The sequence below is a fragment of the Jeotgalibacillus sp. JSM ZJ347 genome (genome assembly GCF_044383825.1).
GTDB lineage: Bacteria > Bacillota > Bacilli > Bacillales > Jeotgalibacillaceae > Jeotgalibacillus.
This window is the reverse complement of record NZ_JBISEN010000009.1, coordinates 1-23,178: the sequence shown is the minus strand read 5'-3', so window position 1 is coordinate 23,178 and position 23,178 is coordinate 1. Positions and strand designations below refer to the sequence as shown.

Genomic DNA, 23,178 nt, shown 5'->3' with positions numbered 1-23,178 from the left:
ATATAAATTTTATTAATTTGAAGGACTTAAGTCTCTATTTGTCGAATCGATTATGATATGGAGGTGCATATCAATTTATGAAGGAACAAATTTATCTGTTGTCTATCGCCACACTATTTTTCCTGTCTGGATGTGCCCCGGAAGAAAATGCAGTAGCTGATATTGAAATGAAAAGTAATGAAGAGCTGTCTGTGATGACTGATTCGTTTACACGTGAAGACTTTTACAATACACTGAGCCACGTTATGGAGGAAGCGGATCGACTTGATGCTGAGGGTGATCTTGAAAAGTGGGTCATCAGAACGATCTCTGAGGAGGCGCTTTATTATGCTGAGGACCTGACAGAAGCTGAAATTATGGAGATTTCCAAAGCGCGCTTAACAGAAGACCAGGTCTGGAAAGAAATCGCTGAGACGAAATACGGTGTGACAGTAAGTGAAGAAGAGTTGAATGAGTACATTGATAATGTTACGCAGTCATTTGAATCACCGCTTCAGCAGGCCTATGCCGATATTCTCGGATTAACGGTTGAACAGCTGAATCATGGATTTGATATGGATGTATATGAAAAAAATCTGTTATGGGAAAAGCTCAGGCCGAAGCTCGAAAAAGCATATGGCACGACTGACAATAATAAGCTTGTTGAAAAGTATAATGAGGAAGTAAGTGAAGGGGGCAGATAGTCATTGCTACTTGTCGCAGGCGGTTATATAGCAATGTTTGGATTTATTCTGACCTATTACGTATTTGCCCCTTAAAACTGTCTTTGCACACATGCAAAGACAGTTTTTTTAAAAGTCCGTTAATTGAAGTGTATCCTGCTATGAAAAACACAAAGACGGGTACAGCAATTGCGAAGGTACCGTAAAAAGTTTTGTTGTCTTTCAATCTTTCAATCCCGGTGAGCAGTAATAGCAGTGCCAGCGGGAACATATAGATCGGAACGACTGACCGGTCACCAGTGAAAAACTGTAACCTCCAACAATAATGACGATCAAGCTTAGTGCGCTGGATATGATTGTGCGCATCTTAGAACCTTCCTAAAAATCTGTTAACTGATATACGTCAGATAAGCTAATCAGGTTTCACTCAATTTTTGAAACGCTTCAGCATCTGATCCGTATAGATTAAAAACGAATGGGAAAAAGAGGTGCTTGTGATGAAAAAATGGCGGGAGAGAAGAGAAGCTAAATCAAGAAAGCGCAAAGAAGAAGGGAAGTATGGCTTTTGGGATGTAATGATGGATATTCTGATCTGGGTTCCGGAGTTGATCATTCTGCCGTTTCGCCTGGTATACTTATTGTTCAGATTGTTTGGAAGAATGTTCAGTGATGGATTTGATTCGATTTAAATGTCAGGTGTGATAGATATTGAAATGGCTTGAAAAACTTTATACGTTTTTTATTTTGGGTGCTGTTGGTATTGGAATGATCTTCAGTCAGCTTAATGGAGCCGGATCAGTTGCAAAAGGGCTGGTCCTGCCACTGCTTGCTTTGATGATTTATCTGACGTTTTTGCAGATTCCTTTAAAGGATGTAAAAGCATCCTTCCGGAATAAAGCATTCAGCATAAGCGCTATCCTGATCAATTTTGTATGGACACCTGTTTTTGCCTGGGTGCTGACGTTCGTGTTTTTCCCTGACCAGCCGGCTCTTGCTATTGGGCTGATCATGCTGCTTGTTACACCGTGTACGGACTGGTACTTAATTTTTACCGGCGTTGCGAAAGGCAATACAGCTTTGTCAGTAGCGATTTTGCCGCTTAACCTGATCCTGCAGATCGTCCTGCTACCGGTTTATTTGTTCATCTTTTTTGGCACAGGCGAAACGGTGGAAGCCGCTTATCTGATTGAAGGGGTTATATGGGTGTTATTCGTCCCGCTGATGTTAGCGGTTCTGATGAAAAAATTGCTAAAAGGAAAACGTCTGCTGGAAGCTAATCTACTGGAAAGCCTTCCTACAATCTTCTTAGTATTGGCAATCGTTGCAATGTTTGCAGCACAGGGGAATATGCTGCTTGAAAACACAGGGATATTTCTGCAGATTCTGCCTCCGCTCATCATCTTCTTCGCCGTTAACTTTTTTATCAGCCGCAGGACAGGAAAACTGTGCAGGCTGTCTGCAGGAGACCGGGTGAGCCTGACGATGACGACGCTTGCCAGGAACTCACCGCTCGCACTTGCGATTGCAGCAGCTGCATTTCCAAATGAGCCGCTGATCGCACTGATTCTGGTGATTGGTCCATTGATTGAATTGCCAGTACTCGCACTGGTGTCCAGGGTGATGTTGAAACTAGATAGTGGAAATTAATATGTAAAAAGCTCCCGGATGGTCAAAAATGCCCCCCGGAAGCTTTCTGATTAACACAACGTATCTTTTGGTTTTGGATTCTTTAAGCCGAAAATTGGTCGGATGAACAGTGCAAGTCCTGTTCCAAGCATTGCCATCACAGCCCATACCCAGCCGTGCAGACTGAACGATGCAATACCTCCGAAGTACGCGCCAATGTTACAGCCAAAAGCAAGTCTCGCACCGTAGCCCATCAGCAGTCCGCCAATGATTGAGCCGGCAGCAATTCCAGGCTTGATTTTTTTCGGTTTGAACGCACCTGTTGCAGCGGCAGCAATAAATGCGCCAATGATAATCCCAAAATTCATTACGCTTGTTGAATCAGCAAGAATTGAATTCTGTAATTGCTCAGCATTTCCCTGCCAGTAGCCCCATGAAGCAACATCCACACCAAACATTTCAAGGAACTTAGATCCCCATAGTGCAAATGCAGAAGTGATTCCCCATGGATTTCCTCTGAGTGTCAGTGTTAAAGCATTTAAGAGTGCAAGGATGATTGCTGCTGCAAACAGCGGCCATGCACCGCGGAATACCTTCTTAAAACCTGTTGTGGTTGGTAAAGGCTTCATTGCAGGAGCGTTTTTCTTCGCTGAGATAAACTTCAAACCATAATAAATGGCTGCAAAGAGTGCCATCTGGACAACCCATGCACCAAAGAATCCGAGATTAGTAGATTCTGCTAAAGAAAATGGTTCAAGCGTCCATGTTTCTTCCATCCAGAATGTGAAATGATAGGCGCCAAGCACTGATCCGCCGATAAATCCGAGCAATGTCAAAATCATAGACGATGATCCGCCGCCTACTGAATAAAGTGTTCCGGAGGCGCAGCCGCTTCCGAGCTGCATGCCGATTCCGAAAATAAATGCACCAAATAATACGCTTACGCCCACCGGAGATACATAGCCTGCAGGTGTTGCACCGGTAAAGCTGAAACCGGTACTTAAAATAATTGCAAACAGCGTTGAAGCAACTGCCAGCATAACCATGTGCGCCTGTATGCCCTGTGCATTTCCGACAGCCATCAATCTTCTGAAGGCTGAAGTGAAACCGAAGCGTGCATATAGTAATGTCAGACCGAGTGCCAGTCCGACAATGAATAAGATCCCCTGAACAGCATCAGTTGAATAAACAATAATTGAAAATAATAGAAGAGCAGCGACAATCCCAAGTAGAACAAAAGGCTTTTGCATCGGCGCAAGGTCAGTTACAACTGTTGTGCGTCCTCGCTTCCACCCTTTAGGGGTTTCCTGAACCTGTTGTGTCACATTAAAAACCTCCAATTCCTATTTGTATGATCGGAATTAATTTAGCACAGGTGCTATAAGGCTGTAAATTTATAAGTTTTGACATTAAAAAAGTTCTCATTCAATTTCAAAAAGGATGAGAACTTTTTCGCTTTTTCTCCAACTGAAATCCAAGCTTAGTCAATGCACGTTCGAGGTTCGTCTCTACATCAAATTTTGTAATATCAATCTGAGACTGATTTGCCTGCAGCGCAGTTTCCGGGCGGATGCCGGTCAGAATCGCATGTACACCGATCAGGCTCAGGAGGTTTACGATTTTAAGAAGAGACCCGATTACAAGGTCATCCACTTCAATAATGCCTGAAAGATCAATAATAAGATGCTCCAGTTCAAGCTCCTGACTTCTGTTCAGCGTCAATTCAATAATTCTGCCAACCCTGATTTCATTAATACTGCCGATGACGGGAAGGACGGCTACACCATCTGTAATCGGTACAATAGGTACTGACAGGTTATCAATCTGTTTTTGTGCGCCATCAAGTTCGAGGACATAAGAAAGAAGTGAGCTCATGGTCTCAAGAAGTTCCATCTGTTGTTCAGTTAAATCAAAAGGTTTTGTATCCAGTCCGCAGATCGTACCGTAATTTTTACCGTCTGCAAAATAAATTGGAATCCCGACAAAACTGCCGCTGCCAAGATTTTGCGTTACAGCAAGCCCCTTCGTATGTTCATCCTGTGTAATATCAGGAATCAGAAGCAATTCGTTTCCATGATCCACACTGACTTTACAATATGTATCTTTAAATGGCAGCTGTTCGCCTGGCTGCAGCAACGTTTCCTCTTTATTGACCACCTTAACAATCTCATTGACATGCTGATCATTCTTCGCAATAAATAACGTATTAATATCAAGCGTGCCAGCCATCATTTGCAAAATAGAATCCGCTGCTTCATCGAAATTTTTAAATTTCACTGTGTTTATTTGATTCATATATGTAAATCCTTTCTGTGTAAAAAGTCTGGGACCTAAAGTATTCATTTCCCTTTGATTGCGTTAGATAAACTGATTAAGTAAAAAGACTTTTAGGAAAAATAAACAGCCTCAATTCACAAAAATGATCTGTGAATTGGGACTGTGGTTCTGACTGGTTATGCCTGGCGTGCCATCTCTTTGATCTGATAAAGAGGTGGCGGAATCAGCTAAGGAGTAGTATGTACTTTTATGGTTTAACTATTCAGTTACGGGTAGTTAGAATAAGACAGTAAATTTTTGGAGGGATTCGATGGAGACGATCAAAGCAGTTATTTTAAATGCATCGCTTAAATCATCTGATGAAGAATCAAATACCGGTTATATGGCAAAGCAGGTGGCAGACATACTGGAACAGGAAGACGCTGAAGTGGAAATTGTTCGATTAGCTGATTACCGTATTGCTTTTGGTATTGATACAGACATGGGTGGAGATGATCAGTGGCCTGAGATATACGAAAAAGTAAAGGCGGCGGATATTGTAATGATCGGCACACCACTGTGGATAGGTGAAAAAAGCAGTCTCGCTACAATCGCAATGGAAAGGCTCTATGGAGGCAGCGGTGATACAAATGAAAAAGGGCAGGCGATTTATTACAATAAAGTCGGAGGTGTACTGATTACCGGAAATGAGGATGGAGCAAAACAGGCAGCTGCTTCGGTGCTGTATGGACTGTCTCATATCGGCTTTACAGTTCCGCCAAATGTAGATGCTTACTGGGTAGGAGAAGCAGGTCCCGGACCATCTTATATTGAAGCAGAAGGGTACAAGAGTGAATTTACACAGTCTCATATTCAGATGCTTGCTTATAATACACTGCACATGGCAAAGATCTTGAAGGAAAATCCAATACCGGCTAAAGGAAATACAATGTAGGAGAAGCGGCTCTGAAGAGGGCCGCTTTTTGTCGAAAAGAGAAACTGCTTCTGACATCAGGGGTCTTGCTGTAAAATAGATAGTCAAAGTAACAGCTAACTGATAAATGAGAGGGCTGATCTTGTGGAGAACTACAGCGGATTGGCTGAGAGCGTCAGGTTCAACGGTAATGACTCAGTGTTAAGTGCTGCATCTGAGTGTTCGCTGATTGGCGTTGGCAGAAGTGCAGCAGTATTCAAAATAAAAGATCAAAATAAAGTATTGAAAGTGTTTTTTCCGGGACATGAACATACAGCAAAAGAAGAAGCAGAGATTTATCATTTACTTGCAGGAAGTGAATTTTATCCGTCAGTGTATGATTCAGGTGTAAATTATCTGGTGATTGATTATGTAGAAGGAAAAACGTTTTTTCAATGCCTGTCAGAAGGCATTGTGATTCAGAAAAAGCATGTAGACGAAGTAGATGAAGCGCTTGGTGTTGCAAGGAATAGAGGACTGAAACCGTCTGATGTGCACCTACGAAACATCATTTTAAGGCCTGATGGACATATCATGATGATCGATCTCGCCCGATTCAGACAGGATAAGACATATGACCGGCAGTGGGAAGATCTCAAAAGGGGCTGGCAGTACTATCAGAAACCGTATTTTCCGAAAAAATTGCCGGTATTTTTATTGAACGGATCAGCACGATTATATAAAAAAACATGGGAACCGATGATCAGAAGGAGGTACTTAAATAGTGAATAAGTTTGAGCTGTCAGCTTACCTCTGTCTTGCAGGTGGCATGCTGATCTGGTTATTACTGATTGTCACCGGGCAGCATTCGCCGATTACCTTTTTACTTCCTTTATTTGGAGCCACAGGAGCAATCTGCGCAGCTGCTGACAGAAGAATCTGGCTGGCATTAATAAATGGTCTGATGATGATCAGTCCGCTTTTGCTGCAGCTGATAGGAGAACTTCTGCGATCGTAACAGTAAAAGCTGATTGATTGTTTTCTTATCATGTTAGTGAAAACCCGGGAGTTTTGTTAGTATGAAGGTAATTGTAATAAATACATAAAACAAAGGTGGTCACATGAAAAATAATCATCATAGTATCAATGTAGATGGTCTTCAATTTGACTGGAACTTATCCAAGGGAGAATTTCTTTTTGAAAATGAAGATGCTGTTTTATTCTGGATTACCAGTGCGATGAAAGAATTCTTTGACACGATTGAAGAAGTGTCAGGTGAAGAAGCTTCTACGCTTGTATTTGAGGCTGCCGGTTTTCGTCAGGGCACAGTTGTCGGAAAATACTTTGAGGATTTAAAGCATCTCAAGATCGAAGAAGCAGCTGAAATACTTACTTCTACTTACGCATCAGCAGGCTGGGGATATGCTCACATTGAGGATCTTAATACCAATGACAAGACGGTAAAAGTCAGATTAAAAGACAGCTGGGAGTATAAAATCAATAAAGCACAGGGAAAAAAGAAGAGAGGGAACTTTCTCCCGGCTCATTACGCGGGTATTTTCAGTGTGTTCTTCGGTCAAAATATATGGTTTGAAATTAAAGAAGATCAGATTGCAGGAGCAGAAACCACGGTGATTAATTATTTTCCATCAGATATCACAATCAGCAAGAACATTCATGCGTTATCAAGAAAAAAAGAGTCTCAGCAGATCATGCAGCTTGAAGCGATGGTTGAAGATAAGACGCGGGATTTAAAAGAGTTAATCAAACAGATTTCATCTCCGATTATTCCGGTGCTTGAGGGGGTTGTCGTTGTTCCGCTGCTTGGTAAATATGATGAGGAGCGAGCGGAAGAGCTGGTTTTTAACACGCTGAGTAAACTGCCGTCTTATCAAGCAAGCTATCTTGTACTCGACCTGACGGCACTTGATGATGAGATTGATCAACTGACGACGAGTCTGCTTGAAAAAATCAGCGGGGCAGCGGCACTCATTGGAACGGAAACTGTACTTGTTGGGCTGTCAGCGAAATTAAGTATCACCGTTGCCGAATCAGGCATTGATATAACTAATTTCCACTGCTTCCAGACGTTGCAGCACGGAATTTACTATGCGCTCAGTCAGCAGGGAAAACAAATTATCTGATGAAAAGCTTCAGCATTTGCTGGAGCTTTTTGTATAAACCGACATACCATTCGTTTACTTGTGTCTTTACACAAGTAAAGTTAAAATGAAATTATCTGTTTTTAAAGGAGCGTACATTCATGACAAAACGTGCATTTATTAATATTGATTATACAAATGACTTTGTTGCAACTGACGGGTCATTGACCTGCGGGGAACCGGGGCAGGTGATTGAAAAGGAAGTGGTACGCCTGACAAATGAGTTTCATAAAAATGGTGACCTTGTCGTTTTTGCCATAGACCTACATGAAGAAGGTGATCTTTATCATCCTGAAACAAAGCTTTTTCCGCCGCATAATATACGCGGAACTGACGGGAGAAACCTATATGGTTCGCTGCAGAAATTATATGATATGATTCAAGATGATGAAAATGTGATATATATAGATAAAACGCGTTACAGTGCTTTCGCCGGGACAAATCTTGAGCAGCTGCTGCGGGAACGGGGCATTACGGAAGTGCACCTCGTTGGTGTGTGTACAGATATCTGCGTATTGCATACAGCAGTAGATGCTTATAATAAAGGGTTTCACATTGTTGTACACAAGAATGCGGCAGCAAGCTTTAATCAGGCAGGCCATGAGTGGGCGCTTGATCACTTTGCCTCGTCGCTTGGAGCGGAAGTAAGGTAGCGGTAAGGAGCTAATCGTTTATGGATACACTGGGCAACTATACTGATGATAGTCTGATGCTTCATACTGACCTTTATCAGATCAACATGGCAAAAACATATTGGGAAGACGGCATGCATGAACGCACTGCCGTTTTTGATCTTTATTTCAGATCACTGCCATTTGGCAACGGCTATGCCGTTTTTGCAGGGCTTGAAAGAGCACTCGATTACTTAACGAACTTTCAATTTACTGAGTCTGACCTGACGTATTTACAAAATGAAGCCGGCTATGAAGAAGGCTTTATTGAATACCTCCGTAATCTCCGTTTTACAGGAACGGTCAGATCTATGATTGAAGGAGAGCTTGTGTTTGGAAATGAGCCGATTATGCGCGTTGAAGCGCCACTTGTTGAAGCTCAGTTAATTGAAACTGCGCTGCTTAACATTGTGAACTATCAAACACTCATTGCAACAAAAGCTTCGAGAATCAAACAGGTTGTTGGTGATGAAGTGCTGATGGAGTTCGGAACACGCCGTGCGCATGAGCTTGATGCTGCGATCTGGGGAACACGTGCTGCTTATTTAGGCGGATTTTCTGCTACAAGTAATGTGCGTGCGGGTAAAATGTTCGGGCTGCCGATTGCCGGTACGCATTCCCATGCAATGATACAGGCTTACCGCGATGAGTATACTGCTTTTATGAAATACGCCCAGACACATACAGACTGCGTATTTCTTGTAGATACGTATAACACGCTTAAGTCCGGCGTACCTGCCGCAATCGCTGTAGCAAAAGAAATGGGCGACCGGATCAACTTTAGAGGGATACGCCTCGATAGCGGTGACATTGCCTACTTATCAAAAGAAGCACGTAAAATGCTTGATGAAGCAGGTTTTAAGGATGCGAAAATAATTGCGTCTAATGATCTGGATGAGTACACAATTCTTAACTTGAAAGCCCAGGGCGCAGTCGTGGATATCTGGGGAATCGGCACGAAGCTGATTACAGCCTATGACCAGCCTGCACTTGGAGGCGTTTATAAGCTCGTTTCAATTGAAAACGAGCAGGGAGAAATGACTGATACCATTAAGATTTCAAGTAATGCCGAAAAAGTTACAACACCAGGGATGAAACGGGTGTACCGTATTATAAACAGGGTAAATAATAAATCAGAAGGTGACTATATCACACTCGAAGGAGAAGATCCGCAGGCAGAGGACCACTTGAAAATGTTCCATCCTGTGCATACGTTCGTAACAAAGTTTGTGACGAACTTTGAAGCAAGGGATCTTCACCGGACTGTGATTGAAAATGGGCAGCTCCAATACGAACTGCCATCACCGGAACATATTAAGCAGTATCTTTCAGAAAACCTGGAGCTGCTATGGGATGAGTACAAGCGCTCAATGAACCCTGAAGAATATCCGGTCGATCTCAGTCAGAAGTGCTGGGATAACAAGATGAAAAATATTCAGGAAGTAAAGCAGGCAGTGAAAAATTCACAGGCAAATAATATGATGAGGTGATTTTTGTGGCAACATTGCAGGACCAGATTGTAAAGGAAATGGGTGTTAAACCCGAGATTGACCCTGGCGAAGAAATTCGCCGCAGTATTGATTTTATAAAAGACTATGCTAAAAAACATACATTCCTGACATCATTTGTACTTGGGATCTCAGGCGGGCAGGATTCTACACTCGCAGGAACACTTGCACAAATGGCTGTAAATGAATTGAATGAAGAAGCAGGAGAAAAGAAATATACTTTTATTGCACTCAGACTTCCTTATGGAGAGCAGGCAGATGAGCAGGATGCCAAAGATGCGATCGCATTCATGAAAGCCGATGAAACAGTGATCATTAATATTAAACACGCTGTTGACGCAAGTGTGAAAACACTTGAAGAAGCCGGTGTGAAACTGAGTGATTTTGTAAAAGGTAATGAAAAAGCAAGAGAGCGCATGAAAGCCCAGTATGCAATAGCAGCAATGCGTAAGGGTGTGGTGATCGGGACTGATCATCCTGCTGAGGCCGTCACAGGGTTTTATACAAAACACGGAGATGGCGGTGCTGACATTCTGCCACTTTTCAGACTCAATAAAAGACAGGGCAAGCAGCTGTTAAAGGAACTCGGTGCACCTGAACACCTTTATAAAAAAGCCCCGACCGCAGATCTTGAAGATGACCGTCCGCAGGTATCGGATGAAGAAGCGCTCGGTGTAACCTATGATGAAATTGATGATTATCTTGAGGGTAAAAAAGTAAGTGAACAGGCACAAAAAACAATCGAAAATCATTATTTAAAAACGCAGCATAAGCGCAACTTACCAATTACGGTATTTGATGATTTTTGGAAATAACGGTTAGTTTCAGCAAGGCTGGTCCATAATGGTAATAGCCCCTTTTTAGCCCTGCTGATCCGCTCAACCGGGCTGAAGAAATTTCCTTCAGTCCGGTTTTTATATTGTCCAGCTGTCGTAGCAGGGCAAGCGCCTTACGCTTTTAGGTTGCGTGTAATATTCAGCGCCTGCAGACAGTTGTAAGAGGGAGTTATTTCTATTATTCTAAATAGAGTGTCTATTTTACATGAAATTCAGGTAAAAACGCCTGATATGTATAGAGAAATTATGAAGAAACGGGAGGGACTACCATGTATCACCAAAAGTTAGAACAGGTACTGACGAATATCGAACGGGTCATGATTGGGAAAAGAACGGTGGCTGAATTAAGTCTGGTATCACTGCTTGCCGAGGGGCATGTGTTACTTGAGGATGTGCCGGGCGTAGGGAAAACAATGATGGTGCGAGCGCTTGCAAAGTCTGTCGGAGCAAAGTTTACCCGCATACAATTTACTCCGGATTTACTTCCCTCAGATGTAATCGGTGTATCAATTTATAATCCAAAGGAAATGACATTTCAGTTCCGCCCTGGACCGATAATGGGTAATATTGTACTGGCTGATGAGATTAACCGTACATCTCCGAAAACACAATCTTCATTACTTGAAAGTATGGAAGAGGGCAGTGTGACAGTAGACGGTTTTACGCACAAGTTGTCAAAACCGTTTTTTGTCATGGCTACACAAAACCCGATTGAATACGAGGGGACGTATCCGCTGCCCGAGGCGCAGCTTGACCGCTTTCTGTTAAAAATGCAAATGGGATATCCGGATGCAAAAGAAGAGATGGAAGTACTGAACCGCATACAGTTTGCCCCTCCAATTGATGATCTGCAACCTGTGATTACACTTGAAGAGCTCCAGCAACTGCAGGATGAAGTAAAAAAAGTAATCGTGGATGAGAAGATCAAAGAATATATTGTTGAACTGGCTGGCAAAACGCGAGATCATGCAAATGTTTACCTTGGCGTGAGTCCCCGTGGATCAATCGCGCTGATGAAAGCGAGCCAGGCCTATGCCATGCTGCATGGCAGGGATTACGTGCTTCCGGACGATGTGCAATTCCTTGTCCCGTTTGTATTTGGACATAGAATGATCCTGAAATCTGAGGCAAGATATGAAGGGATTGAACCGGAAGAAGTAATCGAACGGATTCTTGCCCGCACAAGAGTACCGGTTCATCGGATGGCCAAGTGATGAAACTCCAGGTTCTGCTCGGGATTGCAAAGGTCTTACTCGTCACAGTGCTATTGGTCGGGACTTTTTCATATGCCATGTTTCAGGGTGGTTTTGTGAGCTGGTTTTTATTTTACAGCTTTCTGCCTTTTGGACTTTATTCGTTGATGATGATGGTCTATCCGCTGAATGATTTTAATGTGGTCAGAGTGATTAAAACGAAAGAACTGAAAGCAGGCGGGAATGTAGCGATCAGTATTCATCTGAAAAGAACGCTGCCTTTTCCACTCTTTTATCTGGTAGCTGAGGAGCATATAAAAGGAAATATTTTTCAGCAGGACAGCACAGCAAAAAAACTTGTTCACCCATGGTTTAAAAGAGAAATTGTCTTAGAGTATGAAATTAAGAATATCCCAAGGGGTGAACACACGTTTGAAAGTGTTGAATTGAAAACGGGAGATTTTCTCAGTCTGGTACAGAAATCCAGCCGGCTTGAACAGGAGCATACCATTTTAGTCTATCCATCGCATATTGTGCTTGATTACCAGCCTCTCCAGGCACGATTTGATCAGGGCGTGGCCTCCTCCAATATCAAGTTTCAGCAGGATACGACACTTGCTACAGGTGTGAGAGATTACGAGACAGGGGACCGTGTTTCCTGGATTCACTGGAAATCATTCGCCAGAACAAATGATTTAAAAACGAAAGAATTTGAAGAGCGTAAATCTCATGATGTGATGGTGGTACTTGACCGCACTCCAAGTAAGGCATTTGAAGATATGGTCGTTCTGACAGCTTCAGTGATCAGGGGCGTGATCAGAAAAGGAGCACAGGCCGGGTACTTTTCACAGGGTCTGGCTGTTCAATATGCGCCGCTTAAAAGTGGTGAAAGTCACCAGAAGCAGATCGATTATTACCTCGCGAAGGTACAGCCAGACCAGGAAAGCAGCTTTGAAACTGTGCTGAAACAAAATGCCTCAGATATTTTAAAAACGTCAGCATTGATCTTGATTACTTCAAATCTTACAAGAGAAGGGATCGATGAGATCAGTAAAGTATCAAAGAATAGTCAGGCGCCGATGATTCTGTTTGTTAAGCATCCTTCTGTCAGGTTAAATCAGGATCACAGACAGCTTGCAGGACTCGCTGCTTCAAAAGGAATTGTGCTAAGAGAATGTGATAAACGCCAATTTGCATCTGTATTCAAGGAGGTGAAGCAGGCGTGAAAAAAGAATTTGGCTGGAGTGATGTTGCGACGCTGATTTTATATGTACTGAGCTTTTTCCTTTTATGGGAATGGCTCAGACCGGTTGAACAGATTACCGAAACAGCGAATGTACATTTCTTTGTGATCTTTGCAGGCCTGTCACTCCTTTTGTATTATTTTGAAATAAACTGGATTATTTCCGGGGCAATAAAAATCGGCTTTATTGTGATCGTACTACAATATTTATATTTTGATGTGCCTTTGATTGGTGAAGGAGAATGGATTGGGGAATTTACCTCTTCAATCGGAGAAAGTGTGGTCCTGACGGTTCAGCAGAACTGGGGAGGCGTATCGGATTTATTCCGCAGTCTGTTATTTTTCATTTTGCTGTGGCTGACCGCATACCTGATGAATTACTGGCTTGCGATCAGAAAGCAAATGTTTTTATTTTATCTGTTTACCGTCATCTATATCACGATTCTGGATACATTCAGTCCGTATGACGGCAGTATGGCGATTGTCAGAGTCATCTTATTCGGGTTCCTGTTACTCGGTCTGCTCGGTCTTCAGAGAATGGCTGACCAGGAGCGGATATCGCTTTCAATGAATCAGGTTCAAAGGTGGCTGTTGCCACTTGCGATTCTGATTGCATTCAGTTCTGCAGCTGCTTATGCAGCTCCGAAAGCTGAACCTGTCTGGCCGGACCCTGTACCATTTCTGACATCGTTTGGTGAAGGTGCCGGTGTTGGTTCGGGCGGAGTAAATCGCCTTGGTTATGGAGTTGATGATTCCGAGCTTGGCGGTTCGTTTGTAGGAGATGAAACAAAAGTTTTTGAGGCAACAGTCGAGGGAGATCAATACTGGCGGATTGAAACAAAAGATACGTATACAGGAAAAGGCTGGGAGCAATCAAGGGAGGCAGATAGTCAGGCTTCTTTTGCTGTGAATGAGCCGGCTCCGTTGACGCTGGCTAAAATTGATGAGGAGTCTGAAACACAGACTGTTTCGATTGATGTTGACCTAACCTATAATCACCTTGTATACCCTTATGTGCCTGATCAGGTAGCGAATGCTGAAGCAGAGGAATTCCGCTTTAATCCGGTTACTGAGAAGATTACATCTTACCAGAATGGAAACACAGTGGAGCTTGGTGAATACGAATGGGAATTCCGTGAACCAAGATACAGCCTGCAGGCACTCAGGAATACAACAGGTCTGGGCGGGGATGCAGCTTCCATGGCACCTTTTCTTCAGCTGCCTGAAAATATGCCGGAGAGAATCCGTGAGCTTACCCTTGATATCACTGAGGGTGAAGATAACTGGTATGACAAAGCAAAGGCGGTAGAAGGATACTTCTCAAGAAGCGGCTTTGTGTATGAGCAGGAAGATGTTCCGGTACCGGAAGGCAATGAAGATTACGTTGATCAGTTTTTATTTGAAACACAGCGTGGCTACTGTGATAACTATTCCACTTCAATGGTTGTGATGCTGCGTTCTATTGATATACCTGCCCGTTGGGTAAAAGGGTATACAGGTGGAGAAGTAATTAATAACCTGGGAGACGGACGCTCAGTGTATGAAGTGACAAATAACAATGCGCACTCATGGGTTGAAGTATTCTTCCCTGAGGTCGGATGGGTTCCATTCGAGCCGACTGTTTCTTTTTCAAATAATATATCATTGAATTATGATCTTGATCTGGATTCTGAATCAGAAACACCTGAAACACCGGAGACTGAGGAGGAGCCTGAGCCTGAAGCACCGCAACCTCTTGAGGAAGATGTCAGTGTAACAGGAAGCGTGGATGATGATGGAACATCAGGACCGGGTGGCTTTGAATCATTTAGAAACTTTGTAGCTGAGAATCGTCTGATTTTATTTCTCGTTACAGTTCTGATGGTGGCTGCCGTGACGATCATTTACCGTCAGAGAAACCGCTGGATCCCATATGTGCTGATCAGGTATTACCGCGGCCAAAAAGGAAGCGAAGTGTATCCGAAAGCATACAGTTCTCTATTAAAACAGCTTCAGCGTTATGGGCTTCGCAGAAAAGAAACACAGACGCTTAGCGCTTACGCGAGAGAAGTGGACAAGTTTTTTGGCACGCACGAAATGAGTAAACTCACTGCTCAGTATGAGCGCATTGTATACCGTAGTGAAGATCCGAAAGATAAATGGTCAAATATGCGCGAATTGTGGGAAGATTTAATTAAAAAGACAACCGGTTGACCGGGCATGAGCAAGGCGTTAAAATGGTGAAAATTAATGACAGCTTCATAATACCCCTTCATATATGTCCGATAATATGGGTCGGATGTTTCTACCGGATCACCATAAATGGTCTGACTATGAAGGCGGTCTTTTTTGAGATATCTCTGTTACTTTGTCTGTTGACCTGCGCTACAGGCGGACGCTTTGCACGGGAACGGCGGTAGAGCCTCCTCAGCTCCGCTTGCGGGGTCTCACCTGTCCGTTTTCTCCCGTTGGAGTCGCCGCCTTACGCTACGGTCAACAGTGCATATACAACAGAATCTTATAATGAACAATTGTAAAAAGATGTTGGTGATCAGTGAACCCGCACCTAAATTACCTTTGTTAAAAAGACCGCCTTGTTAAAACGCTTGAAGGGAAGAAGAGGATGACTCTTTTTCGTACAGGCGTTTTTTCTATTTTTGCTTTGTTAAAGTGAAATAAAGTGTTTATACAGCTGATGACTGAAGCGTAAGGTGGCGACTCCGGGACGATTAGAGGGAAGCTAAGACCCCGTAGCGCTCAGCAAACTCCATCCGGAAAGCGTCCGCCTGAATCGTAAGTCAGCAACCAACTTTAACAGAGTAATATATTTTGAAGGTGTAAAAAGTATAGATTTAAAAATAATTGAATGAGGTGACCATCCATGCTAGGTAAAGAAGAAATGCAGGATCAGGAAATGATCATTGTACTCGATTTTGGAAGTCAATATAATCAGTTAATCACACGCCGTATCCGCGAGTTCGGTGTATACAGTGAATTACATCCGCACACCATTACTGCTGAGGAAATTAAGGAACTGAATCCTTCAGGTATTATTTTCTCAGGCGGTCCGAATTCTGTATATGACGAGAAATCGTTCCGTGCGGACGAGCGTATTTTTGACCTTGGTATCCCGGTGCTTGGGATCTGCTATGGTATGCAGCTGATGACGATGCACTTTGGCGGTAAGGTTGAAAAAGCGAAAAATCGTGAATACGGTAAGGCTGATATTCAGGTTCAGGAAGCGAAAGGTCTGTTTAAGGATCTTCCACTTACGCAGACAGTATGGATGAGTCACGGAGATCTTGTAGTTGAAGCGCCGCCATCATTTGACGTGGTTGCAACAAATCCTTCATGCCCGGTTGCATCAATCAGTAACGATGAGCAGAAGCTGTACGCAGTTCAGTTCCATCCGGAAGTGCGCCACTCTGAGTACGGTAACGACATGCTGAAAAACTTTGTATTTGATGCTTGTGGCTGCACAGGCGACTGGTCAATGGAAAACTTTATTGAAATTGAACTTGAGAAGATCCGTCAGGAAGTCGGCGATCGTCAGGTACTTTGTGCACTGAGCGGCGGTGTGGATTCTTCAGTTGTTGCTGTTCTGATCCATAAAGCAATCGGTGACCAGCTGACATGTATCTTTGTTGATCACGGGCTTCTTCGTAAAGGTGAAGCGGACAGCGTAATGAAGACATTTGCTGATGGGTTTAACATGAACGTGATTAAAGTTGATGCGCAGGAACGTTTCCTGAGTAAATTGAAAGGTGTATCTGACCCTGAACAGAAACGTAAAATTATCGGGAATGAATTTATTTACGTATTTGATGATGAAGCGACTAAGCTTGACGGCATTGATTTCCTTGCACAGGGAACGCTTTATACAGATATCATTGAAAGCGGGACAGCGACTGCACAGACAATTAAGTCTCACCACAATGTGGGGGGTCTTCCGGAAGATATGCAGTTCAAACTGATTGAGCCGTTAAATACATTATTCAAAGATGAAGTCCGCGCGCTAGGAAGTGAACTTGGTATTCCTGATGAAATCGTTTGGCGTCAGCCTTTCCCGGGACCAGGTCTTGGTATCCGTGTACTTGGTGAAATTACAGAAGAGAAGCTTGAGATTGTTCGCGAATCAGATTACATTCTGCGTGAAGAAATTAAAAAAGCTGGTCTTGACCGTGATATCTGGCAGTATTTCACTGTCTTACCTGATATCAGAAGTGTAGGTGTTATGGGTGATGCCAGAACATATGATTACGCAATTGGTATCCGTGCAGTGACCTCGATCGACGGTATGACATCAGATTGGGCAAGAATTCCGTGGGATGTACTTGAAAAGATATCAGTCCGCCTTGTAAATGAAGTAAATTCAATCAACCGCGTACTGTATGATGTAACGAGTAAGCCACCTAGCACAATTGAGTGGGAATAACGAATATTAACATTGATTATAATTAAAATGTTCGTATTTTATATTGACGCCTTTTGAAGGCATTGGTACAATGACAACATCAAATAATTTTTCGTCGTATAACGTCGGGGATATGGCCCGAAAGTCTCTACCAAGCTACCGTAAATAGCTTGACTACGCAGGTTTTTTGAAAAGTTCGATATGAGCTTTTTTAATCCTTTTAGTCATCCCCAAACGACGAGTGCGTTTGGGGATTTTTCGTTATACTTCGATTTTTTTCGGAGGGAACAGTAGTGAAGAAGTATTTTCAGTTTGAAGAATTAAACACGAACTATAAGCGTGAATTCATTGGGGGATTAACAACTTTCCTTGCAATGGCTTATATTCTGGTTGTTAACCCGTTAACGCTGACTTTAGCGGATATTGAAGGGTTACCGGATGCGATGCGCATGGATTACGGCGCTGTATTCGTAGCGACTGCACTTGCTGCAGCAATCGGTTCACTTGTAATGGGTCTGCTCGCGCGTTATCCAATTGCGCTGGCACCGGGTATGGGATTGAACGCATTCTTTGCTTATTCAGTTATCCTGACGCAGGAAATCCCTTGGCAAACAGCATTAACTGGTGTTTTATTTTCAGGACTTATTTTTATGGTATTAACGGTTACTGGTGTGCGTGAAAGGATTATTAATGCGATCCCTGCAGAGTTAAAATTTGCAGTTGGGGCAGGTATTGGACTTTTTATTACTTTTGTCGGTTTTCAAAACGCTGGTATCATCGTCGGGAATGACGCAACGCTTGTAGCGCTTGGTGATCTGACAAATGGAAATACACTTCTTGCGATCTTCGGAATCTTTATTACGGTTATTCTGATGACACGTAAGATTAAAGGCGGAATATTCTTCGGGATTGTCATTACAGCGATTGTTGGGATGCTCTTCGGTTTGATTGACCGGCCGGAAAAAGTAATTGAAACAACACCACCTAGTCTTGCGCCAACGTTTGGTGCAGCGCTCGAACCGATTTTCTCAAGCCCTGGTGACTTGTTTACCATTCAATTACTCGTGGTCGTTTTAACGTTCTTATTCGTTGATTTCTTTGATACAGCAGGAACGCTTGTAGCGGTAACAAACCAGGCGGGTCTGATGAAAGACGGCAAGCTGCCACGTGCGAACCGTGCACTTTTCGCAGATTCAACTGCAACAGTTTTTGGAGCCGTACTTGGTACATCAACAACGACATCTTACATTGAGTCTTCTTCAGGTGTTGCCGCAGGTGCCCGTACAGGTTTTGCTTCAGTTGTTACGGCAGTATTGTTCTTACTATCTATTTTCTTCTTCCCGCTGCTTGAGGTGATCACAAGTGCGGTAACAGCGCCGGCGCTCATTATCGTTGGTGTACTGATGGTATCTGCGCTAAGTAAGATTGACTGGACACGCTTTGAAATCGCGGTGCCGGCCTTCCTGACAATTATCTCTATGCCACTGACATACAGTATTGCATCAGGGATTGCAATCGGATTTATTTTCTACCCGATTACAATGATTGTGATGGGTAAAGGAAAGCAGATTCACCCTGTGATGTATGCTTTATTTGTAATCTTTGTGCTTTACTTCATCTTCCTTTCGTAATAAGCTAAAAGAGCTGCTTCCGATTCGTTCGGACAGCTCTTTTTTAAATCAAAATAAACAGGCGGATGTGATGGACGTGAGCTATGTAGTAAAAAAAATACTGAATAATAATGTGTTGATTGCTGAACTGAATAGCTCAGAAGTTGTCATGATCGGCAAGGGAATTGGCTTTAAGCGGCAGACGCAATCAACCATCAGTGAGCAGGATGTTGAAAAGCTATTTGTTCTGCGTGATGAAAAGGAGCAGGATCAATTTAAAAAGCTGCTTCCTTACGTTGAAGATGATCTGCTGAAAGTGATTATTTCTTCGATTGAACTGATTCGTGAACGTACTCAGACGTTTTTAAATGAGCATATTCATGTTGCTTTAACAGACCACCTTGTCTTTGCGGTCAACCGGCTGATGAGAGGGATGTCGATTTCAAATCCATTTCTTTTGGAAACGAAAGCGCTTTACCCTTATGAATATGAAATTGCAAAAGAGGTTGTTGAATTGATCAATGATCGGGCACATATTTATCTGCCGGAGGGTGAGATTGGTTTTATTGCACTGCATATACACAGCGCAATGCTGAACCGGAATGTACATGAAGTTAATTCGCATTCACAGCTGATCGGAAGACTTGTACAGCTGATTGAAACGCAATTTGATGTTCAGCTTGATAAAGAAAGCATTGATTATATGAGGCTTGTCAGGCATCTCCGTTACACAGTGGAGCGGGTTGTCAGAGGAGAAAAAGTAGATGAACCGGAAAAAATCGCTTTGCTATTGAAAGAAGAATATCCGATGTGCTATAATCTCTCATGGAAACTGATAAAAATTATGCAGCAAACATTAAAAAAAACTGTATATGATGCAGAAGCGGTCTATCTGACGATGCACCTGCAGCGTATTCAGACAAAAATGAAATAATACATTTACGTGTTACTGATACGATCAGGCATGAGTAAATGAAGAATGTTCCCTTTAACGGGATACGTGTACCTACACGTTCTTCTTTTACTCATGCCTTTTTTGTTTGCTGTATAACTTAAAAAGGAGGAAACAATATGTTTAAGAAGTTTTTTGGTCAGCTTCAGAAGATTGGTAAAGCACTTATGCTGCCAGTTGCGATTTTGCCTGCTGCCGGTTTGCTATTAGCATTCGGTAATGCACTGCAGAATGAAACGCTGACAAACCTTGCACCATTCCTGACAAGTGACTGGATTGTCATGGTAGCAAGTGTCATGGAGAACTCTGGTGGAATTGTCTTTGATAATCTCCCATTACTATTTGCAGTAGGGGTAGCGATTGGACTTGCAGGCGGCGATGGTGTTGCCGGACTTGCAGCGATTGTCGGTTACCTGATCATGAATGCTACGATGGGGACAGCGCTTGGTCTTGAGCTTGCAGATGTTACAGGTGAAGGCGTAGATCCTGCCTATACATTAATGCTTGGGATCCCGACGCTTTCATCCGGTGTATTCGGTGGTATCATTGTCGGTGCGCTAGCCGCTTACATGTATAACCGATTCTTTAATATTGAACTGCCAACTTACCTTGGATTCTTTGCAGGTAAGCGTTTTGTACCAATTGCGACTGCTGCTTCTGCAGTTGTGTTAGGTCTTGTAATGATCTTTGTTTGGCCGCCTGTACAGGGAGGGCTGAATGCATTTTCAAATGTCATGCTGAATTCGAATCTTGCAGTCTCGGCATTTGTCTTTGGTGTCATTGAACGTGCGTTAATTCCATTTGGTTTGCACCACATTTTCTACACGCCGTTCTGGTTTGAATTTGGTACTTATATCAATGCGGCTGGTGAAACTGTACGTGGAGATAATTCAATCTTCCAGGCGCAGATTCGTGACGGCGTACAGGATCTGACTGCAGGTACCTTCATGACTGGTAAATACCCGTTTATGATGTTTGGTCTTCCTGCAGCTGCACTTGCGATTTATCATGAAGCACGTCCTGAAAAGAAAAAGCTTGTAGCAGGTATCATGGGGTCAGCTGCTTTGACTTCATTCCTGACAGGTATTACTGAACCAATTGAATTTGCATTCCTATTCGTTGCACCAATTCTATTCGCAGTACACACAGTATTTGCAGGTCTTTCATTCCTGACTATGCATTTACTTGATGTAAAGATTGGTATGACATTCTCAGGTGGTCTCATTGACTTCCTACTATTTGGTGCGCTGAACCCTCAGACAAACTGGTGGCTTGTACTACCAGTTGGTGCAGTATTCGCTGTAATTTACTACTTCGGCTTCCGTTTTGCAATCCGTAAGTTTAACCTTGCAACACCAGGCCGTGAAAAAGAAGAAGATGGTGCTGACGATTCACGTGCAGCTTCTTCAAAATCTGACCTGCCTCATGACATTCTTGATGCGATGGGTGGATCTTCAAACATTGCAAACCTTGATGCATGTATTACGCGACTCCGTGTACAGGTTAAAGAACCATCAAAAGTTGATAAAAAAGAATTAAAGCACCTTGGTGCATCAGGTGTACTTGAAATCGGAAATAATATTCAGGCGATCTTTGGTCCCCGTTCTGACAGCTTGAGACATCAGATGAAAGATATTATGGAAGGAAAGACACCGAGACCGGTGAAAGTTGATGCTGAAAAGGAAGTTAAAAAAGAAATCGAAGAAACAGCAGCAACTGCCGTTCAAAACGAAGTAGCAGTACTTGGAGATTTTGTTTCACCATTAAATGGCGAAGCTGTATCTATTACTGAAGTGCCTGATCAGGTATTCTCAGGTAAGATGATGGGCGACGGATTTGCGATTAAACCTTCAGACGGAATCGTTCATTCTCCGGTGAATGGTAAAATCGTAAACGTATCTCCGACAAAACATGCAATTGGCATTGAATCTGATCAGGGTCAGGAAATTCTGATTCATTTTGGAATCGATACAGTTAAATTGAATGGTGAAGGATTCACTGTTCATGTGAATGAAGGAGATCAGGTGAAAGCTGGTGACCTTATTCTTGAAGCAGATCTTGAAGCGATTGAAAGTCAGGTTCCTTCAATTATGACGCCGATTGTCTTTACAAACTTAATGAATGGCGAAACAGTTGAAGTGAAGAAGACAAGTGTTAACAGAGGAGATGCTTCTATAATAGAAGTAAAATAACCAAAATGCCGTGCCGGCTTTGAAAACCGGCACGGCATTTTTTTGAGTATGTTAAAAGGTGAATGGTGATGAGGGTGAGAACGACTGATATTATAAAACAGATGCAAAACATATGATAAACTAATGTTAGCTGATATTTCTAAATAAATAGAATATTTGATTTTAGGGAGGAGTTAACCTTATTTGTTACAACTTCTTTTATAAACCATCTATAAGTTCAAATTAAGAAAACAAATATGAAGGGGGAATAAAATTGAATCATCTCTTTAACTCTGAGTGGAAGTTAAGTGTATTGGCTATAGTGACAATGTTCACGACTTATATTAGTGTCCTTGTTGTCCAGCGCGAATTAAACTTAACATATGCGATTGTACATCTATCTATTGTTTTATTAGTGATGGCTGGCAATGCGATTTACATTCTTTTTAAGAGAAAGAAAAACAGCAAGTTAGGCAATGAAAATTAATATAATACATTGGAGAACCATTAAAAGTACCCTGGGACTTACACTTAGTTGTATGTCCTTTTAATGTTAGTGACAACAACGCTGATATGTAACATAGCACCCTTTTTAAAAGGGTGAATAAAAAACCAATATTTTTTTCTGAAAAGTATTGTAATATTCTGAATAAAATTATATAATTGAAATGCTCTTAAAGCATTGACTCATTTCACGGAGGTGTGATAGATTAGTAAAGTTCTCTTTTGAAGAGGCGTACATTTCAAGATGATCGTTAAGGCTTTTTTCTTTTCCTTTTTTTTATGGCGCATGATGTTGCCTCAAAAAAAGAAATTAAAAAAGATTTCAAAAAGACTTTACAAAATATCAGATACCATGATATGATAATCAAGTCGCTCATGAGAGTGGCGCTTCGATAAGAAGTATTTGAACCTTGAAAACTAAACAACCAAACGTCAACGTTTAAGATTTTAAGTCTTTTTCGAATAAAAAAGACAATGA

At 42.4% G+C, this 23,178-nt stretch carries 20 protein-coding genes and 2 riboswitches; of the genes, 18 read left to right on the top strand and 2 right to left on the bottom strand.

What is annotated here, in order from left to right:
* The first annotated feature begins 77 nt into the window (after window positions 1–77).
* The 3 genes from ACH6CZ_RS15580 (at window position 78) to ACH6CZ_RS15570 (ending at window position 2,309) form a co-directional block, all read left to right on the top strand.
* Window positions 78–683, top strand: a complete 606-nt coding sequence (locus ACH6CZ_RS15580) for a hypothetical protein (protein ID WP_374098366.1) — start codon at window positions 78–80, stop codon at window positions 681–683.
* Window positions 684–1,159: 476 nt separating this feature from the next.
* Complete coding sequence (locus ACH6CZ_RS15575) at window positions 1,160–1,351, top strand: hypothetical protein (RefSeq protein ID WP_374098365.1); 192 nt, start codon at window positions 1,160–1,162, stop codon at window positions 1,349–1,351.
* Window positions 1,352–1,370: 19 nt separating this feature from the next.
* Complete coding sequence (locus ACH6CZ_RS15570) at window positions 1,371–2,309, top strand: arsenic resistance protein (RefSeq protein WP_374098364.1); 939 nt, start codon at window positions 1,371–1,373, stop codon at window positions 2,307–2,309.
* Window positions 2,310–2,359: 50 nt separating this feature from the next.
* Here ACH6CZ_RS15570 and ACH6CZ_RS15565 read toward each other — a convergent pair whose 3' ends face one another.
* Together ACH6CZ_RS15565 and ACH6CZ_RS15560 are read right to left on the bottom strand one after the other, a co-directional pair.
* Window positions 2,360–3,613 carry a YeeE/YedE family protein gene (locus ACH6CZ_RS15565; protein ID WP_374098363.1) on the bottom strand — a complete coding sequence of 418 codons (1,254 nt, stop codon included), beginning with the start codon at window positions 3,611–3,613 and terminating at the stop codon, window positions 2,360–2,362.
* Window positions 3,614–3,719: 106 nt separating this feature from the next.
* Window positions 3,720–4,583 carry an STAS domain-containing protein gene (locus ACH6CZ_RS15560; protein WP_374098362.1) on the bottom strand — a complete coding sequence of 288 codons (864 nt, stop codon included), beginning with the start codon at window positions 4,581–4,583 and terminating at the stop codon, window positions 3,720–3,722.
* A 292-nt stretch (window positions 4,584–4,875) separates the two neighbouring features.
* On the opposite strand from ACH6CZ_RS15560, the gene ACH6CZ_RS15555 reads away from it, so the two are divergent.
* The 15 genes from ACH6CZ_RS15555 (at window position 4,876) to ACH6CZ_RS15485 (ending at window position 22,683) form a co-directional block, all read left to right on the top strand.
* The gene (locus tag ACH6CZ_RS15555) at window positions 4,876–5,499 is read left to right on the top strand and encodes a flavodoxin family protein (protein WP_374098361.1); all 624 of its coding nucleotides are present in this window, start codon (window positions 4,876–4,878) and stop codon (window positions 5,497–5,499) included.
* 123 nt (window positions 5,500–5,622) lie between these two features.
* Window positions 5,623–6,249 carry a protein kinase family protein gene (locus ACH6CZ_RS15550; protein WP_374098360.1) on the top strand — a complete coding sequence of 209 codons (627 nt, stop codon included), beginning with the start codon at window positions 5,623–5,625 and terminating at the stop codon, window positions 6,247–6,249.
* Window positions 6,242–6,475: a hypothetical protein gene (locus tag ACH6CZ_RS15545; protein WP_374098359.1), complete on the top strand. Its 234-nt coding sequence runs from the start codon at window positions 6,242–6,244 to the stop codon at window positions 6,473–6,475. Before ACH6CZ_RS15550 ends, ACH6CZ_RS15545 begins: the two co-directional genes overlap by 8 nt.
* Before the next feature lie 103 nt (window positions 6,476–6,578).
* Entirely contained in the window at window positions 6,579–7,601 is a 1,023-nt protein-coding gene (locus ACH6CZ_RS15540; RefSeq protein ID WP_374098358.1) for an STAS domain-containing protein, read from the top strand.
* A gap of 119 nt (window positions 7,602–7,720) precedes the next feature.
* Window positions 7,721–8,272, top strand: a complete 552-nt coding sequence (locus tag ACH6CZ_RS15535) for a cysteine hydrolase family protein (RefSeq protein ID WP_374098357.1) — start codon at window positions 7,721–7,723, stop codon at window positions 8,270–8,272.
* A gap of 20 nt (window positions 8,273–8,292) precedes the next feature.
* Window positions 8,293–9,780: a nicotinate phosphoribosyltransferase gene (locus tag ACH6CZ_RS15530; RefSeq protein WP_374098356.1), complete on the top strand. Its 1,488-nt coding sequence runs from the start codon at window positions 8,293–8,295 to the stop codon at window positions 9,778–9,780.
* Between the two features lie 5 nt (window positions 9,781–9,785).
* On the top strand, window positions 9,786–10,613 hold the full coding sequence (gene nadE / locus ACH6CZ_RS15525; protein ID WP_374098355.1) for an ammonia-dependent NAD(+) synthetase: 828 nt from the start codon (window positions 9,786–9,788) through the stop codon (window positions 10,611–10,613).
* 290 nt (window positions 10,614–10,903) lie between these two features.
* Entirely contained in the window at window positions 10,904–11,848 is a 945-nt protein-coding gene (locus ACH6CZ_RS15520; RefSeq protein ID WP_374098354.1) for an AAA family ATPase, read from the top strand.
* A complete protein-coding gene (locus ACH6CZ_RS15515; RefSeq protein WP_374098353.1) occupies window positions 11,848–13,053 on the top strand; it encodes a DUF58 domain-containing protein in 1,206 nt (401 codons plus the stop codon). The genes ACH6CZ_RS15520 and ACH6CZ_RS15515 overlap by 1 nt, the downstream gene beginning before the upstream one ends.
* Entirely contained in the window at window positions 13,050–15,263 is a 2,214-nt protein-coding gene (locus ACH6CZ_RS15510) for a DUF4129 domain-containing transglutaminase family protein (RefSeq protein WP_374098352.1), read from the top strand. The genes ACH6CZ_RS15515 and ACH6CZ_RS15510 overlap by 4 nt, the downstream gene beginning before the upstream one ends.
* Window positions 15,264–15,301: 38 nt before the next feature.
* Window positions 15,302–15,403, top strand: a riboswitch (purine riboswitch).
* Window positions 15,404–15,930: 527 nt separating this feature from the next.
* Window positions 15,931–17,484 (top strand): glutamine-hydrolyzing GMP synthase, encoded by a 1,554-nt coding sequence (guaA, locus tag ACH6CZ_RS15505; RefSeq protein WP_374098351.1) that lies wholly within the window; start codon window positions 15,931–15,933, stop codon window positions 17,482–17,484.
* Between the two features lie 74 nt (window positions 17,485–17,558).
* A riboswitch (purine riboswitch) is annotated at window positions 17,559–17,660 on the top strand.
* Between the two features lie 96 nt (window positions 17,661–17,756).
* A complete protein-coding gene (locus ACH6CZ_RS15500; protein WP_374098350.1) occupies window positions 17,757–19,094 on the top strand; it encodes an NCS2 family permease in 1,338 nt (445 codons plus the stop codon).
* A gap of 76 nt (window positions 19,095–19,170) precedes the next feature.
* Complete coding sequence (glcT, locus tag ACH6CZ_RS15495) at window positions 19,171–20,007, top strand: glucose PTS transporter transcription antiterminator GlcT (protein WP_374098349.1); 837 nt, start codon at window positions 19,171–19,173, stop codon at window positions 20,005–20,007.
* A 137-nt stretch (window positions 20,008–20,144) separates the two neighbouring features.
* Window positions 20,145–22,217: a glucose-specific PTS transporter subunit IIBC gene (ptsG, locus tag ACH6CZ_RS15490; protein WP_374098348.1), complete on the top strand. Its 2,073-nt coding sequence runs from the start codon at window positions 20,145–20,147 to the stop codon at window positions 22,215–22,217.
* A 292-nt stretch (window positions 22,218–22,509) separates the two neighbouring features.
* The gene (locus ACH6CZ_RS15485) at window positions 22,510–22,683 is read left to right on the top strand and encodes a hypothetical protein (RefSeq protein ID WP_374098347.1); all 174 of its coding nucleotides are present in this window, start codon (window positions 22,510–22,512) and stop codon (window positions 22,681–22,683) included.
* Window positions 22,684–23,178: the final 495 nt, after the last annotated feature.